Origin of the sequence: Blautia sp. AM23-13AC, assembly GCF_003435675.1 — a bacterium.
Classification (GTDB): domain Bacteria; phylum Bacillota; class Clostridia; order Lachnospirales; family Lachnospiraceae; genus Fusicatenibacter; species Fusicatenibacter saccharivorans.
On sequence record NZ_QTUL01000002.1, the window covers coordinates 79462 to 96571 of the forward strand.

The 17110-nt window shown below is 49.2% G+C and carries 16 protein-coding genes; 1 reads left to right on the forward strand and 15 read right to left on the reverse strand.

Going from position 1 to position 17110, the window contains the following annotated elements; all coding sequences use genetic code 11:
• Positions 1-69: 69 nt before the first annotated feature.
• The 14 genes from DW642_RS02850 to DW642_RS02910 form a co-directional block, all read right to left on the reverse strand.
• Positions 70-1680, reverse strand: coding sequence for an FAD-binding protein (locus DW642_RS02850; protein ID WP_117509211.1), 1611 nt, complete (start codon positions 1678-1680; stop codon positions 70-72).
• A 14-nt stretch (positions 1681-1694) separates the two neighbouring features.
• Positions 1695-2369: a 2Fe-2S iron-sulfur cluster binding domain-containing protein gene (locus DW642_RS02855; RefSeq protein ID WP_055265389.1), complete on the reverse strand. Its 675-nt coding sequence runs from the start codon at positions 2367-2369 to the stop codon at positions 1695-1697.
• Between the two features lie 16 nt (positions 2370-2385).
• On the reverse strand, positions 2386-3240 hold the full coding sequence (locus tag DW642_RS02860; protein WP_022461174.1) for an FAD/NAD(P)-binding protein: 855 nt from the start codon (positions 3238-3240) through the stop codon (positions 2386-2388).
• On the reverse strand, positions 3241-4266 hold the full coding sequence (locus tag DW642_RS02865) for a 4Fe-4S dicluster domain-containing protein (protein ID WP_055227522.1): 1026 nt from the start codon (positions 4264-4266) through the stop codon (positions 3241-3243). It abuts the gene before it with no gap.
• A gap of 3 nt (positions 4267-4269) precedes the next feature.
• A complete protein-coding gene (locus DW642_RS02870; RefSeq protein ID WP_117509212.1) occupies positions 4270-5238 on the reverse strand; it encodes a 4Fe-4S dicluster domain-containing protein in 969 nt (322 codons plus the stop codon).
• The gene (locus DW642_RS02875) at positions 5223-5675 is read right to left on the reverse strand and encodes a hydrogenase iron-sulfur subunit (RefSeq protein ID WP_022461171.1); all 453 of its coding nucleotides are present in this window, start codon (positions 5673-5675) and stop codon (positions 5223-5225) included. The genes DW642_RS02870 and DW642_RS02875 overlap by 16 nt, the downstream gene beginning before the upstream one ends.
• Entirely contained in the window at positions 5666-7654 is a 1989-nt protein-coding gene (locus DW642_RS02880) for a CoB--CoM heterodisulfide reductase iron-sulfur subunit A family protein (protein ID WP_022461170.1), read from the reverse strand. Before DW642_RS02880 ends, DW642_RS02875 begins: the two co-directional genes overlap by 10 nt.
• A 33-nt stretch (positions 7655-7687) precedes the next feature.
• A complete protein-coding gene (locus DW642_RS02885; RefSeq protein ID WP_117509213.1) occupies positions 7688-8071 on the reverse strand; it encodes a 4Fe-4S dicluster domain-containing protein in 384 nt (127 codons plus the stop codon).
• Positions 8068-8865 carry a CoB--CoM heterodisulfide reductase iron-sulfur subunit B family protein gene (locus tag DW642_RS02890; protein WP_117509214.1) on the reverse strand — a complete coding sequence of 266 codons (798 nt, stop codon included), beginning with the start codon at positions 8863-8865 and terminating at the stop codon, positions 8068-8070. Before DW642_RS02890 ends, DW642_RS02885 begins: the two co-directional genes overlap by 4 nt.
• A gap of 206 nt (positions 8866-9071) precedes the next feature.
• Positions 9072-10019: an L-lactate dehydrogenase gene (locus DW642_RS02895; RefSeq protein WP_055219369.1), complete on the reverse strand. Its 948-nt coding sequence runs from the start codon at positions 10017-10019 to the stop codon at positions 9072-9074.
• 503 nt (positions 10020-10522) lie between these two features.
• Positions 10523-12073 (reverse strand): Mur ligase family protein, encoded by a 1551-nt coding sequence (locus tag DW642_RS02900; RefSeq protein ID WP_055219372.1) that lies wholly within the window; start codon positions 12071-12073, stop codon positions 10523-10525.
• 101 nt (positions 12074-12174) lie between these two features.
• Positions 12175-13542 (reverse strand): MATE family efflux transporter, encoded by a 1368-nt coding sequence (locus tag DW642_RS02905; RefSeq protein ID WP_055219374.1) that lies wholly within the window; start codon positions 13540-13542, stop codon positions 12175-12177.
• On the reverse strand, positions 13518-13820 hold the full coding sequence (locus DW642_RS15755) for a hypothetical protein (RefSeq protein ID WP_147326094.1): 303 nt from the start codon (positions 13818-13820) through the stop codon (positions 13518-13520). Before DW642_RS15755 ends, DW642_RS02905 begins: the two co-directional genes overlap by 25 nt.
• Positions 13793-15124 carry an MATE family efflux transporter gene (locus tag DW642_RS02910; RefSeq protein ID WP_117509215.1) on the reverse strand — a complete coding sequence of 444 codons (1332 nt, stop codon included), beginning with the start codon at positions 15122-15124 and terminating at the stop codon, positions 13793-13795. Before DW642_RS02910 ends, DW642_RS15755 begins: the two co-directional genes overlap by 28 nt.
• 168 nt (positions 15125-15292) lie before the next feature.
• Here DW642_RS02910 and DW642_RS02915 point away from each other — a divergent pair, with 168 nt between their 5' ends.
• A complete protein-coding gene (locus DW642_RS02915; RefSeq protein WP_055219376.1) occupies positions 15293-15910 on the forward strand; it encodes a hypothetical protein in 618 nt (205 codons plus the stop codon).
• A gap of 16 nt (positions 15911-15926) precedes the next feature.
• On the opposite strand, the gene DW642_RS02920 is transcribed toward DW642_RS02915, so the two are convergent.
• Positions 15927-17105: a phosphopentomutase gene (locus DW642_RS02920; RefSeq protein WP_055219378.1), complete on the reverse strand. Its 1179-nt coding sequence runs from the start codon at positions 17103-17105 to the stop codon at positions 15927-15929.
• Positions 17106-17110 lie beyond the last annotated feature (5 nt).

Genomic DNA, 17110 nt, shown 5'->3' on the forward strand with positions numbered 1-17110 from the left:
AAAGCGTGTCCCGGAAGCGGCTTTTAAACGCCGCCCCCTTCCGACACGCTTTTTCGCGGTTACTGCATTTTACAGGTGTCTTTTACCTGCATAATTCGGCAGAAGCTGCGGAGATACCATACCGGTATCAATACCTGCCTCTTTTAAGGTCTCAGCGTATTTCTCAACGTGATCCAGATTCATCTTGCCAAGCGTTACGTCTTTTGCTTTTGCTGCAGCAGCTTTTCCTGCATCGCGGCCAAATACAATAACGTCAAGCAGAGAGTTGCCCATCAGACGGTTTCTTCCGTGGATTCCTCCGACAGCCTCGCCTGCTACAAGCAGGTTGTTTACCGTATTGGTGAAGCCTTCGCCGTTGATTTCCAGACCGCCGTTCTGATAATGCAGGGTCGGGTAAACCAGAATCGGCTCTTTTCTCATATCGATACCATACTGCATGAACATACGGAACATAGCCGGAATTCTCTTCTCGATGGTTCCTTCTCCGTGAAGCAGATCGATCATCGGGGTATCCAGCCATACAGCCTTGCCCTGCGGAGTCTCAACGCCCTCGTTGCGGTCGTCGGAGCATTCACGAATAATGCTTGCTGCGGATACGTCACGGGTTTCCAGCGGATGCATGAAAGCTTCGCCGTCTACGTTTACAAGCATTGCACCAAGAGAACGTACTTTCTCGGTTACCAGAGCACCGAAGATCTGAGCCGGGTAAGCAGCTCCGGTCGGATGGTACTGAATGGTATCCTGATACAGAAGCGGAGCACCTGCACGGTATCCGAGGATCAGACCGTCAGCGGTTGCACCGTAGTGATTGGAGGTTGGGAAGTTGTTGTAGTGAAGGCGTCCTGCACCACCGGTTGCGATGATGACAGTTTTTGCTTTTGCTACCTGGTACTCTCCGGTCTCCATGTTCTGGAGAACAGCACCGGCAACCTGTCCCTTATCGTCTTTGATCAGCTCTACTGCAGATGAGAACTCAACGACCGGAATACCACGGTTGATGACTTCATCACGCAGAGTTCTCATAATCTCTGCTCCGGAGTAGTCACGGCACGCATGCATACGTTTTCTGGATGTTCCACCGCCGTGTGTTGTTACCATACGGCCGTTCTCATCTTTATCGAACATAACGCCGAGGTTTTCCAGCCAGGAGATTGCATCCGGAGCTTCCATTACGAGCTTGCGGAGCAGTTCCGGTCTTGCAGCAAAGTGTCCGCCGCCGAATGCATCAAGATAATGCTGTGCCGGGGAGTCATTCTCTTTGTCTGCTGCCTGGATACCACCCTCAGCCATCATGGTGTTTGCATCACCGATACGGAGTTTTGTTGTGATCATAACGTTAGCGCCTGCCTCATGTGCCTCGATCGCTGCAGAAGAACCTGCTCCGCCGGCACCGATAACGAGTACATCTACGTCGTAATCTACTTTGTCAAGGTCGATGTCAACACCTAAGATACGGCTGTTGGACTCCAGCAGATAGCCGAGCTCTGTCGGAACTTTCTCACCTTTGTTCGGGCCGACTTTCAGGGTGATGAAGCCTTCCTCTTTATAGTCCGGATGATATGCTGCAAGAAGGGCATCTTTCTCATCCGCTGTCATTCTTCTTGGCTCTGTTGCCATTCTCTGGGCTCTGGTAGCTTCTACCTTTTTAATAGAGTCCTGCATATTGGCCAGTGTATACATTAGAAATTCCCTCCTTATTTCTCGATCTCACGGTTGTTGTAAAGTTCCTGCATTTCTTCGATCGGTTTCTGCATAACCTGCTCGATCAGATCATCGAATTTTCCTTCTTTGATCTCTGCTACACGGTTCTTTACATGTTCAGACTTCGGAGCAATGTATTTTCCGTTCAGACGTCTTGCCAGCTCTCCTACCATCGGATGGGAGATACCAGCCGGACAGCGGGATGCACAGATTCCGCAGCCGATGCAGTCGAAGGACTCTTCTGCACATTTCTTGAAGTCGCCTCTCTGTGCGTATGCAATATACTGCATAACGTTCAGGCTCTGCGGACATCCTTTGGTACATGCATTACATCCAACGCAGCTGTAGATTTCCGGATACAGATCCATCATGACTCTCTGCTCTGCGCTGATCTCTTCGATATCGTATGTTCTCTTGTCGATCGGATAGAACGGAAGGCTTGCGATATACATGCCGTCTTCTACCTGTGTCTGACATGCCAGACAGGTTTTCAGTTCATTTTTTCCTTTGATTCTGTAGATGGTCGCACATGCACCGCAGAATCCGTGACGGCATCCGCATCCGCGTTTTAACTGATATCCGGCGTACTCCATAGCGGTCATGATGGTCAGATCGCCAGGTACGGAATACTTTTTGCCGTAAACGTAAATATTTACCATTTCCTGCATTTTCTTCAACCTCCGTTTAATATTCGTTCGGTAATTCGTCAATCTCGTCGCAGCGGAAAACAGGGCCGTCCTTGCAGACGTATTTATCTCCGATGTTGCAGCGGCCGCATTTTCCGATACCGCATTTCATACGAAGCTCCAAAGTAGTGTAAACCTGTGTTTTCTCATAGCCCAGTTCCTGAAGTCCCTGAAGAACAAATTTGATCATGATCGGCGGTCCGCAGATCAGAGCTGTTTTGTCAACGGACATGTTCAGTTCTTTCACATAATTCGGAACGAATCCTACATGACCGTCCCAGCCTTCCTGCTCACGGTCAATCGTCAGATGCACGTTGACATCTTTTGCTTTCGCCCATACTTCCTGGATCTCTTTTAACTGTACCAGATCGTCTTTGGAACGGGAACCGTAAACGATATCTACGGTACCGTAGTTGTCACGATTGTCCAGTACGTAATTGATCACGGAACGCAGCGGAGCAAGTCCGATACCACCGGCGATGAACAGCAGGTCCTGTCCTTTTAATACAGTTTCTACCGGGAAATGATTTCCGTACGGTCCACGAACCAGGATTTCATCTCCTACGGACATATTATGAAGATAGTTTGTTAAAGTACCGCACTCCTTGATGGAGAACTCCTGGTACTCTTTGTTTGTCGGGGAGGATGTAATGGAAAACAGCGCCTCTCCAACGCCCGGCACGCAGAGCATTGCGCACTGGCCCGGCATATGTTCAAACAGCTTGGTGCCGTCCGGACGAACGATACGGAATGTCTTTACGTCCGGTGTTTCGCGGCGGATATCTGTGATGATACCGACCTGCGGCAGCAAAGCGTTTTTCTTTTCTTCGCTTCCACAACTACAATTGCACATTTACTTGGTACCTCCCATGCGTTTGATGACTTTTACGATATTCAGCGACTGCGGGCATTTCTCTACGCAGCGTCCGCATCCGACGCAGGAATACATTCCATCGTTGTTGTCCGGGAAGTAAACCAGCTTGTGCATGAAACGCTGACGGAAACGCTGCATCTGTGTGGTACGGTTGTTTCCTGCTGCCATCATCGTAAAGTCAGAGTACATACAGGAATCCCAGCAACGGTAACGCTGTACACCGTTTCCTGTATTGAAATCCTTGATATCATAGCACTGGCAGGTCGGACAGGAGAACGTACAGGTTCCGCAGCCTAAGCAGGCATCGGAAAGCTCTTTCCATTTCGGATCATCGAAACGCTCTTTTGTCTTGCCTACGCCCCATCCCTCGAGGGAGAGATTGCTGTTTGGCATCTTGTCGATCAGGGTACGGATGGCTTCTTTTTCAGCCTCAACCTCTTTTGCAAGATCCTGCTCGGTAAGGTATTCTTTCACAAGCTCTGTCAGCTTCTCACCCTTTTCGGTTTTTGCTTCCCATGCATAACCGTCAGCTACCTGCCACATCGCAACATCAGCCTGCGGTTCTGCCGCATCGATACCGAAGGTCTTGCAGAAGCAGCTGTCTTCCGGCTCATGACATGCAAGAGAAACCACAATGCCGTGCTCTCTTCTTGCTGCATAGTAAACGTCAGCCGGCTCGCTTAAGAATACGCGGTCCAGAACATCGAAAGCGCGGACATCGCATGGACGAACGCCGAAAATAGCGAACGGCGCATCTTTTAATGCTGCCGGCTCGATGCTGGTCTTGTTTGCCTTCTGATAGCAGGAGTAAAGAACTTCACTCTGCGGGAAAAAGGCGTCTTTTGGGGATTTTACGGTTTTTAAGGTATCGAGATCCACTTTCGCGTCCTCGGTCCAGAAACCGAAATTGGTAATTCCATTGTTTTGTACCGGAAGGAAAAGATCCATCTCCTTTGCAACAGCGGCAAGGAGCTCCGGCATTTTTTCTCTGCTAATCTGATACATCCCTTAACCCCTTTCCTTGACGATACTTGGCTCTACATCTTCCTGTGTGAAGTTGGTGAGCGGTGCACGGCTGTCAGTGTCTTCTCCTGCCTGATACTCTCCGTAGAACTCATCGATATCTTTGATGAATTTACGATTCAGAAGGTGCAGCGGAATATGCTGCGGACATACGCGGGAACACTCGCCGCAGTCCGTGCAGCGTCCGGCAACGTGGAATGCACGGATGATGTGGAACATCTGCTCCTCAAATGTCGTAGTGTTTGCTTTCTGTGCAGTATCGTAACGATCATTGTCAAATACGCATTTGATACAGCTGCAGGCCGGACATACGTTGCGGCATGCATTACAGCGGATACAGCGGGAAAGCTCATTCTGCCAGAATGCGAACCGTTCTTCCGGAGCCATTGCCTCAAGCTTTTCAACCAGTTCGAAACGGCCTTCTTTTGCCGGTTTTTCCTCGTCACAGCCTTCTGCGAGCTCGTCGTATGCTACATGTTTTCCACCCTTGCAGGCCTTACATCTCTCGAGGATGACATCCTCTCTTTTCAGCTCTTTGACACCATAAACCGTTGCAACTTTGATGGTATCGCCGTCCTCTGTTACAGCGGTAATACCCTTGCAGCCTGCTTCACGGATTTTCTCGATATCGAGTTTTCCGTCACATCCTACACCAACGATATAGGTTTTCTCGCGGTCCACACGATGCTCTTTGATTAACTGATTAAAGCTGTAGGTATCGCACGGTTTTAAGAAAACGAGTGTTTTTCCTTCTTCTTTTGATGCTTTAATCATGTATTTGCTTAAGTTGGCACCACAGAATCCGTCATAGGTAAATTCGTCAAGACTCTCGGCACTTTCAAAAAATGCAGGCTCTGCGCTGAAATCTGTATCGCCTTTTCTCCAGCCAAGAACGCGGACTACGGTACCGTCAGACAGAAGCTCTTTTGCGCGTGATACTAATTTTTCTTGCATCGTAAATCCTCCAATCTGACATTTTTACCAAGACTTCTCACCTGCTCAATGAACTCGTTCATGGTCTGGGAGAATTTCACACCTTCTGCGGCGGATACCCATTCCACACGGGTACGTCCGTTTTCAACTCCAAGATAGTCGAGCATGGAGAACAGCAGGGTCATACGTCTTCTTGCATAATAGTTTCCTGTGCTGTAATGGCAGTCTCCCGGATGGCATCCGCAGAGGATGACTCCGTCAGCACCCTTCTGGAAAGCTCTTAAGATAAAAAGCGGATTAACACGGCAGGAACATGGAACACGGATGATCTTTACGTCTGCCGGATAGGAAAGACGGCTGGAACCTGCCAGGTCTGCTCCTGCGTAGGAGCACCAGTTGCAGCAGAATGCCACGATGACTGGCTTAAATTCTTTGTTTTCGTTGTTATCTATCGGCATATTGCATCTACCTCCGCGAGAATTTGTCTATTGGAGAATCCTTTCAGGTCCATAGCACCGGACGGACATGCAACGGTACATGCACCACATCCATGGCAAAGTGCGCCGTTAACGACTGCCACATGTCTGGTTTCGCGGATTCCGTGGTCGTTGACCTGACGATCTTCGTAAGAAATCGCGCCGTATGGGCAGACTTTTTCACAGGATGCACATCCGTTACAGAACAGCGGATTGGATTCTGCTGTACACGGGTTGGTGGTCAGTTTGTCTTTTGCAAGCAGTCCGACTACTTTGACAGCAGCTGCTCCGGCCTGTGCAACGGTTTCCGGAATATCTTTCGGTCCCTGGCATACACCGGAGAGGAAAACTCCTGCGGTCGGAGACTCTACCGGACGCAGTTTTGCGTGTGCCTCGGTAAAGAAGTCGTTGGTATCCATACTTGCAGTCAGCATGGTAGCCAGTTTTCTTGCATCTTTACTCGGCTCGATTGCCGTTGCAAGGACAACAAGGTCTGCTTCCATCTTGATCTGACGGTTGTCCAGAAGGTCGGATCCCTGTACCAGAAGACGTCCGTTCGGAGCCTCAGATACTTTTCCTACCTGACCCTTGATATAATCTACGCTAAACTCTTCTACTGCACGGCGATAGAACTCATCGAAGTTCTTACCCGGGGTACGAACATCAATGTAGAAGACATGTACATTGACATCCGGATAATGGTCACGCACCAGCATGGCCTGTTTTGCGGTGTACATACAGCAGATCTTGGAGCAATAGCTCTTTCCTCTGCAGGTTACGTCACGGGAGCCAACGCACTGGATAAATACGATATCCTTCGGATGCTCGCCATTGGAAAGACGTACTACTTTACCGCCTGTCGGGCCGGCAGCGTTCATCAGACGTTCCATTTCAAGAGAGGTAATAACGTCTTTGCTCTGGTTGTAATAATATTCATCAAACTTATCCAGATTGATGGTATCAAAACCGGTTGCAACAACGATAGCACCGTACTCTCTTGTAATTACTTCATCTTTCTGATCGTAATTTACTGCACCTGCTGCGCAGACTTTGGAACAGATACCGCATTTTCCGGTTTTGAAATGGATACAGTTTGCAGTATCAATGACCGGTACATTCGGAACTGCCTGTGCGAACGGTGTGTAAATTGCAGTACGTGTGGACAGTCCGCGGTTGAACTCACTTAAGTTTTTCTTAGATGGACATTTCTCCTGGCAGAGACCACATCCGGTACATTTGTCCATATCTACGTATCTTGCTTTTTTGCGGATATCTACTTTGAAATCACCGACAAATCCGCCAACGCTCTCTACTTCACTGTAGGTATAGATATTGATCTTCTCATGGGCGTTTACCTCTCCCATACGAGGAGTCAGGATACAGGAAGAACAGTCAAGGGTTGGGAATGTTTTATCGAGCTGGGACATTCTTCCGCCGATACTCGGGGTCTTCTCTACGATATCTACTTCATAGCCTGCATCTGCGATATCCAGTGCTGTCTGAATACCTGCGATACCGCCTCCGATCACCAGCGCACGTTTTACAACGCGGCTCTCGCCCGGGGTAAGCGGGGTGTCCAGCATAACTTTTGCAACGGCTGCACGGGCCAGGATCACGGCCTTCTCGGTAGCCTCTTCCATATCTTTATGAATCCAGGAACACTGCTCACGAATGTTTGCAATCTCCAGCTGATACGGGTTCAGACCCGCTTTTTCTGCTGCTTTGCGGAACGTTCCTTCATGCATACGAGGAGAGCAGGAACAGATAACAACGCCGGTCAGATGCTCGTTCTGAATGGCATCGATCACTTTCTGCTGACCTGTTTCGGAACACATATACTGATAATCCTCTGCATGTACAACACCCGGCTCTTTGCTGATGACATCAACAACTTTTTTAACATCAACGGTAGCCGCAATATTTGTACCGCAGTGGCAGACAAATACTCCTATTCTTTGCACTTTTCTCTCACCTTTCTGTGGATGGGTTGTTTTTTACTTTCTATATTTACGGAATGCACTCATCAGCAGCTGCTGCGGAGTCTCATCGTCCAGAAGTGCCGGAATTTCATCCGGGGAGAGATAATTCTCACCTTTCTGGCGGATGACAGAAAGACGGACTGCCTCGATCAGTTTGGCAGGTTTTACGTCTCTTGGACAGCGCTCTACGCATGCGAAGCAGGAGAGGCATTTCCAGATGGACTTGGAGTTCATCAGTGCTTCCACATCGCCGTTCTGTACATAGGATACGAACTGATGCGGACGGATGTCCATTTCGTTATAAGCAGGACAGGATGCGGAACATTTACCGCATTTCATACATTTTCTGGTATCCACACCGGCGATGGCACGGATTTCATCGGATGTTGCAATTTTCATGCCTGCACCTCCTCTTTGATGCCGAGTGCTTCTGCAAGAAGCTCGGTAAAGTAGGTAACCGGAAGACCTTCTTTTGTTCCGTTATTGCGCAGGTTGTACATGCAAAGCGGACATGCAGTGATCAGTTCTTCTGCTCCTTTGTAGGATGCGGATACCATGATCTGGTCTACCATGTTGGATGCCATTTTCTTTTCTTTGAGGGATATGTAGCCGCCGCAGCACTCATTTCTCATCGGATATACGACCGGTGTCGCGCCAAGGGCCTTGATAAAGTCTTCAATGATTGTCGGATTTTCCGGATCGTCAAACTGCATTGTGGTGCTCGGACGAAGCAGCATACAGCCGTAATATGCGCCGATTTTTCTTCCTTTTAATGGGTTTACCACTTTCTCTTTGATCTTGTCAAATCCAACGACGTCACGCAGCACTTCCAGATAATGAAGTACTTTCGTTTCGCCAAGATATGGCTCGGAAAGAGCCATGTAGTTGTTTACTTTTGTCTGAATGTCTTCTACATTCGCCATGTCATCGTTTACGCGTTTGATCACGTGATGACAGGCGGAACAGACTGTGATCAGATCCTGTCCTTTTTCTTTGGCGTCTGCTAAGGCGCGAACCGAAGAAAGTTTTGTGGCGATTTCATCGGATGCCTGTGGATACACAGCTCCGCAGCACTGCCAGTTTTCAATTTCTTCCAGTTCAAATCCCAGAACTTTTGCGCACTCTCTGGCATAATGATCCAGATCTTTTGCTTTGTTCTTCAGCGTACAGCCCGGAAAATAACTGTAGGTCATGGAATTGCTCCTTTCTTACTTGCTCCTGTTGGTTTCCATTTTTCCTGCGGTATCTTCTGTCCGGCACCGGAAAAGTTTCCGGTACTCTTTTTATGTACACCCGGCGGAAAATTTCTTCAGGCGCACGTTAAGGCAGTGGGAGATACCGCTCTTTCGCACTTTCTGCCACTGCCATAAATTTTATGTTTTGAGCTTATTGCCCGCTCTTAGTGCTCGATCTGTGCGATAACTGCTTTTAATGCGTCGGCACTTGCTTTGAGTTTTTCTACTTCCTCTTTTGTCATACGCATCGGAATCTTGCCCTGTACGCCTTTCGGTCCAACGAGGGTCAGTGTGCTTAAGCATACATCCTCGATGCCGTACTCACCGTGCATCATGGAAGATACGGTTGCTACAGAATCGGAAGAAGAAAGAATGGTTGCTACCAGTTTGCATACTGCAACAGATACTGCATAGAAAGTAGCTCCTTTGTTTGCAATAACCTGTCCGCCGGAAGTTCTTACGTACTCCAGCATAGCATCTTTGTCGATCTTGGTTACGTTCCTGCCCATTTTTTCTACGGTCTCGTAGTACTCGTCCAGACTGACACCGGAAACGTAAGCGCCGCTCCACGGAATGAAGGAAGTATCGCCGTGCTCACCGAATACGTAAGCGTGGATGTTTTTCTGGGCAATGTTGAGGTGTTCAGACAGTCCGCAGCGAAGTCTCGCGGAATCCAGCATGGTACCAGAACCAAGGATCTGGTTTTCCGGAAGTCCGGAGATCTTTGTAAACACGTAGGTCATGATATCAACCGGGTTGCTTACAATGATGTAGATGGCATTCGGAGCCGCTTTTACGATTTCCGGTGTGATGGATTTTAAGATGTTTACGTTGGTCTGGGTCAGCTCAATACGGGTCTGGCCAGGCTTTCTTGCAATACCGGAAGTAATAATTACGATATCAGAGTCCTTGGCATCCTCATACTCACCTGCGATGATGGAGACCGGATCGCGGAAGCAGGTACCCTGCGCGATATCCATAACCTCTCCCTCTACTTTTTTCTTGTTAATATCGATGAGAACAATCTCAGACGCGATGTCTTCGTTCGACAGTGTATAGGCGATCGTAGATCCAACGCTTCCAGCTCCAATGATGGTAATCTTGCTGCTCATAAATACTCCTTTCTAAAATACCCCTAGTTGGTTTTTGTGATTGATAAATTTTTCACTTTCCTTATCATAGCACTATGACAAGAATTTAACAAGTGTTTTTTTCGAGCATTTTCGTGAAATCTTTTTTCTCACTGAGCCCGTACGCTTCCAGAAGGGGTGTTCTGGATATATTTCAATACAATTATACCATTTTTTGTTCTTTTTCACAAGAATTCTTTCCAAAAACTTACAGCTTTGTCCTTCATCCCGCAGAATTCGTCTTTTTCCGCATGGTTCCCGGGTTTTTGCTTTCTGTGTTTAGTTTCACAAGTCTAACTTTCGTTCGTTATATTTTTAACAACTTTTCGTCATACGGGCTAGTTTCTGTCCTTCTTTTCTACATTTTGTAGGATGTATCCGCCAAATTTCCTGTCTGATTTTCATTTCTGCTGCCGCCAGACGCAAAAAAGACACGGATTTTTCTGTTCCGTGTCTTTTTTGCTCTGTTTTTTCTGTTTTTGCTTCTATTCTTCTGTTTCACGAGCCGTTGCCGCTTCGGCAAATGCATTTCCATATTCGGCAAGCGCCTCTTTTGCATAGACGGCATCTGACCGGTACGGCACATTTCCGTTTCCGACGTGCATCGTCACGTCCGCGCCTTTTCCAAGGATCAGAACAACCTCTCCCGGTACGGCGCCAAGAATCGCCTCCCGGATTGCTGCTCCGCGGTCCATGCGGATCTGGAAGGATGCACCTTCCTTTGCTATGTACCCGCCGATCTCCTCACAGATCGCCTGCGGATCTTCGTTTCCCGGATCATCCGGTACGAGGAAAATCCGGTCCGCCCGTTTTCCGGAAATCTCACCCATATCTTTTCTGCGGTTGAATGCTTTTCCGCCCGGGGTTCCGAACACAACGCTTACGCGGCTCCCCGGATATTCGAGTGCTACGGTATCAAACATTTTTTCAAAACTCAGGCCATTGTGCGCGAAATCCACGATCGCCGTGACCTCGCCCGCGCTGCTCTCATACGTCTCCATCCTTCCCGGAACGGTGACGCCAAGGAGGCTTTCCTTGATCAGCGAAACCGGGATTCCCATCGACCAGGCAGCCGCAATGGCAGCTACGGCATTCTCCACATTGAAGGCTCCGTGCACCGGCAGGGTAAAATCTTCCGAGAAATCCGGTCCTGCCACATGGAAATAGAATTTTCCTCTGCCCGGCTTGATATCACTCACGCGGATTACAGCATTTTCTTTCGATCCAAACGTAACGACGCGCTCACATTTTGCCGCAGCTTTCAGGATTTCCCCGATATGGTCGCTGTCCAGGTTCACGCAGGCGCAGGTGCAGCGGTCGAAGATCTTTAATTTCGACTGGAAATAATCATCAAAATCCTTGTGCTCCGTCGGGCTGATGTGGTCCTTGGAGATGTTCAGGAAAATGGCGGTATCAAAATGCGTGTTTCCGACTCTCTCGTATTTGAGCGCCTGGGAGGATACTTCCATCACCATATGGGAAAGGCCTGCATCTACGGCATTGCGCATATGACGGCACAGCTCCAGGGATTCCGGCGTGGTGAGCGTTGATGCTTCTCTCGTCTTTCCGTCGTAATATTCAATCGAACTTAACAGTGCACATCCGTTTCCGCCCTGTTTTTTCAGGCAGGCATCGAGCATCGACTGCAGGTAGTAGGCTGTCGTTGTCTTTCCTTTTGTTCCGGTCAGCGCCGTGACATGCAGCGACTTTGCCGGATAATCGTAAAACGCCTCACCCAGCACAAACTGTGCTTTTCTGGCATCGTTGACGATGAGCGCCGGAATTTCTTTTCCCGCTTCGTATTTTTTTTCACTTACATAGGCAACAGCACCGCGGTTTACGGCGTCTTTTAAGTATGCCTCTTTGAATGCAGCTCCTTTGCAGAGAAACAGCGTTCCCTGATCCGCTCCGCCCGAAAAATACGTTACGAGGGTAACGGGTCTGTCCTCTCCTTCTTTTCCTTCCGGCTCTGCAAATTCCACCAGAAGGCCTTCCTGCTCCAGAAGTTTCTTATATTCTAATACCGACTGTTTCATAGGATATCTTCCTCTCTTCTATGGGATTCTTTTTCAGCTTTCCTAAAATCCAGGCTCCATTATACCAGAATTGAAACAGCTTGTCCATCTTGCGGCACGGCTTACATCATCTGCGCATTTTTCTCAAAAAGAGAACGAAGCGTTTTTGCGCAGTACAGGTACGCCGGAACGAGAAACAGATCGGCGAGAATCCATGCCACCGGGCTTGCGAAGCAGACTGCGGTGTAACCAAAATACGGAACCAGGAAAAAGGCTACCACCGAACGGCCGATCATCTCGCAGACGCCGGCAAGGATTGCAAATTTGCTGAAGCCCATGCCCTGCACGGTAAAGCGTACGACATTGACAAGGGTCAGCGGAATGTAAAATACCATGTTGATCAGCAGCATCTGACGCGCCTGGTCGAGGATGACCGTCTCGGATGCATCTACAAAGAGAAGCGAAATCTGGCGGGACCACAGAAACATAACTCCTAAAATGACCACGGAATACACGCTTCCAATAATGGAACTTGTCAAAATACCGGTGTTGACACGATCCATCTTCTTCGCACCGACGTTCTGTCCGGCATACGTCGCCATAGTGGAGCCGAGCGCGTCGAACGGGCAGCAGCAGAACATGGAAATTTTACCGGCAGCCGTAACAGATGCAACCGCAGTGGAACCAAGGCCGTTGACAGCGGTCTGCAAAATAACACTTCCGATCGCGGTGATTGAATACTGCAGTCCCATCGGGATTCCCATATTGCACAGATTAAGCACATAATGCTTGTGCAGCTTCCAGTCCTCTCTCGTAAAAGCAAGGATGGTGAATTTTTTCTTCATATAAAAGAGACACAGGAATCCAGAGACTCCCTGCGCGATAATCGTCGCCCACGCGGTTCCCGCTACTCCCATCGGGCGGACCAGCGCAAGATCTAGCACGATATTCAGTATTGAAGAGATACCGAGGAAAATCAGTGGGGAGCGGCTGTCGCCGAGGCTCCGCATGATTGCTGATGTCTGGTTATAGAGCACCATAAGCGGAATTCCGAGGAAAATAACAAAGATGTAAGCGTATGCACCGTCCAGAATATCGGACGGGGTTTTCATCAGAATCAGAATGTCGCGGCACCAGATGCAGACAAGAACGGTCATCACCACGGAAAGAATACCGGCCAGGACGGCTCCATTTCCTACATACCGGCACAGCGCTTTCCGGTCTCCTGCCCCGAACATCTGCGCAACCGGAATTGCAAATCCGCTGCAGACTCCCATACAGAATCCCACGATCATGAAGTTGATCGAACCTGTACTGCCAACAGCCGCGAGCGCTTTCGCGCCTAAGAATTTTCCTACAATAATCGTATCGACCATGCTGTAAAACTGCTGGAACAGCATGCCGAGCAGCAGCGGCAGTGCAAACCCCAGAATCAGTTTTACCGGGCTGCCGTTTGTCAGATCTTTTACTGCACTTTTCTTTGTTGCCATGTGATGTCCTCCCTATTGTCGTATGTTTTTGCTTCCCCTTTTTGTCGAATCTCATGCCATTTTATATCTTGTTTTCTCAGAATGCAATCCCGTAATACTGCCGAATTAAGAGACGTTTTTTCATCACTTTTACGTGTTTTTGACATGGCGGCCGCCTGTGCAGGAATTCTGTTTTTTTGCGCACGCCAAAAGCGGCTGCGGCAGGTTCCCGTTCCGGAACGCTGTGCCGCAGCCGCTTTGCTGTTCTTTCTTATTTTGCAAATTCTTTCTTTTTCCACTGAAGCAGAATCATCACAGCCACCGATGCGGTCAGAAAATCAGAAACCGGCTGGGAGGCAATAACACCGGAAAAACCGGCAAGTTTTGAAGCGCAGAAAATTACAATGGCAAAAATCACGCCCTGACGTCCTGCTGAAAGAATCATTGCTCCTGCCCCGTTTCCGATCGCCTGGAAAATACAGGTCGATGCGAGTACGATACCAACAAACGGCATACCAATGAGCTGGACGCGAAGGATCTGCTGGGCCACTGCAATGACATCCGCCTCTTTTAAGAACAGTCCCACGAGAAGCGGAGCCGCCGCACCGAGCACAACCGCCATTCCGGCACCGGTCAGCACTTCCAGGAGGAAGGCAAAGCGGATCGTCTCACTGAGACGTTTTTTATTTTTCGCTCCATAATTGTATCCGACCAGCGGCTGTCCGCCAAAAGCGAAACCGACCATCACAAGAACAGAAATCATAATAATTTTCAAAGCAATTCCCATCGCTGCAACTTTGTCCGTTCCATACGGCTGCAAAAATCGGTTCGTCAGCGTCACGCCGATGCTCTGCATGAAGTTTGTGACGGATGCCGGAATGCCGATGGCAAGAACGGCGAGCACCTCTGCTCCGGTCATTTTCAGTTTTCGGAAATCGACGGAGAGATAGCGGCATTTCTTTATCATAAAGATAACATAGAAAATATCACCGCAGATGTTGCCGATCACCGTTGCAATCGCTGCTCCGGCTGCTCCCATGCCGAGCGTGTAAATAAAGATCGGGTCAAGAATGATGTTGACAACGGCTCCCAGCATTGTTCCGATCATCGAGGCTTTTGCGAAGCCCTCGGTCCGAAGAAGATTGTTCGGCGTCAGCTGCAGGATGATAAACGGTGCGCCGAGTGCAATCCACTGGTAATAGTCCCCCGCATACTGCCACGTCGTCTCATCACAGCCAAGCAGGCCAAGGATCGGCTGTTTGGCGGCAAGCAGGATGATGCTGACCGCAATGCCGACAGCAATCGCCGCGTAAAAGCAGAATACGCTGATCCGTCTTCCGTCCTCGTACTCTTTTTTACCGAAGAGGCGCGAAATGACGGAACTGCCGCCGACACCGAAGATGTCACCGAGTGCAATCATCAGCGTGAAAATCGGTGTGCCGAGCGATACGCCGGCAATCAGTGCCGTGTTTCCGGTCCGCGCGATGAAAAAAGTATCTACCATATTATAGATCAGCGACACGACCATGCCGAGCACGACCGGAAGTGCGAGCGTCATATATGCTTTGGACACTTTTGTTTTCTCAAATAATTCGTTTTCCATTTTGAAAACTCCCCTTTCCTCTTTTTCGGTTACAGTTCACTGGTACCCAGCGAACTGTAACATTTTTCATTCTGGTTTATCTTAGCAGACTTTCTTGCTTTTTCTTGTGTCATATGTCACAATAAAGAAAAAGTTTTCCAAAAAATTTTTCTGTGAAAGGATTTTCCTATGAAACGAATTTTTGATCCGGCTCTGCTGGACTTTTATCTTCAGAAACATGAGATCCCATCTCTTTTCGATACCCCGGATCTCGCATTTTCTCTGTATCAGTTTGAAAAAGGCGAACGGCTCGACACGCTGAATCCGGAGGAATACCTCTCGTTCCTCGTGGACGGTTCCATCGAGATCAGCGCCAACCGCGCCGACGGCACGAGCTACCCGATCGGCTATCTCGACGGCTTTACCTGCATCGGCGATATGGAATTCTGCGGAAAACGCGATGATACGCACCAGATCGAGGCACGCACCACCGCGCTTTGTATTGTTCTGCCGCTCGCTTCCACGAAAGAGCTTCTGCTGAACGACAACCGCTTTTTACGATATCTTTTAAACTCTGTCACCGAAAAGCTGATGCTTTATTCCAGCTCCCAGTCGAATTTTTCCACGCTCGAGGAATCCTTCCTCTCTTATCTCTCAGAGCGCTGTCCTGATCAGACGTTTTCCGGCGTGGAAAAGATGGCCATGCAGCTCCACTGCAGCCGCCGCCAGCTCCAGCGAGTTTTAAAGAAGCTGCTCGAAGAAGGACAGCTTGTGAAACTTTCGAAAGGTTCTTACCGCCTCAGCTGAAAACGCCATCGCTTCCTTATTTCCACGATTCCAGGATCGATGTTCCGATCGTTCCCTCCGGCATTTTTACGCCGAAGTTCTCTGCAACGGATGCGCCGATCACAGCGAAGGTGTCCTTTGTCTCCTGAAGGCCGCTCTCCTTCATAGACGGTGAGTACGCAAGGAGCGGCACCTGTTCTCTGGTGTGGTCCGTTCCGGTATAAGTCGGGTCGTTGCCGTGGTCTGCCGTGATCAGGAGCAGATCATCGTCTTTTAACTGCTCCAGCAGCTTTCCAAGGTTCACATCGAATTTTTCAATCTCTTTTCCGTAGCCTTCCGGGTTTCTTCTGTGGCCCCAGAGTGCATCGAAATCGACGAGGTTGACAAAGCACAGTCCGGTAAAATCTTTTCCTGCCGTCTCAATCGTCTGCTCCATGCCGTGGACGCTGCTCTTGGATTTCAGACTCTCCGTGATGCCCTCGCCGCAGAAAATATCGTTGATTTTTCCGATGCTGATGACATCATATCCTGCCTCCTGCATCGCGTTGAGCACGGTTTTTCCCGTCGGTTTGACAGCGTAGTCGTGACGGTTTGCGGTGCGGACGAACTCTCCTTTTTTCTTTCCGACGTACGGTCTTGCAATGACACGGCCGACTTTCCACTCGTCTTTCATGGTCAGCTCACGGGCAATCTCGCAGTAATGATACAGCGTCTCCAGTCCCATCGTCTCCTCGTTGCCGCAGATCTGCAGTACGGAATCCGCCGAGGTATAGACAATCAGTTCTCCGTTTTCGATCTCGCGCTCTGCCAGCTCATCGAGGATCTCCGTTCCGCTCGCCGCCTTATTGCCGATGATCTTTCTGCCGGTTCGTTTTTCCAGCTCGTCGATCAGTTCTTTCGGAAATCCGTGGTCGGTGAACGTAACGAACGGCTTTGTCGTGTAAATTCCCATCATCTCCCAGTGGCCGGTCATGGTGTCTTTTCCGTTGCTCGCCTCGTTCAGCCTTCTGGCGTAACCCTTTGCCTCATCCTCTGTCACACCGCAGAGATTTCCCATGCCAAGGCGGCGCAGGTTCGGGATTTCAAGGCCTCCCTGACTCTCCCAGATGTGGCCGAAGGTATTGACACCGACATCCCCAAACTTCTCCGAATCCGCCATCGCCCCGATTCCGAGAGAATCCAGGACGATCAGAAAAATACGGTTATATTTTCTCATACTCT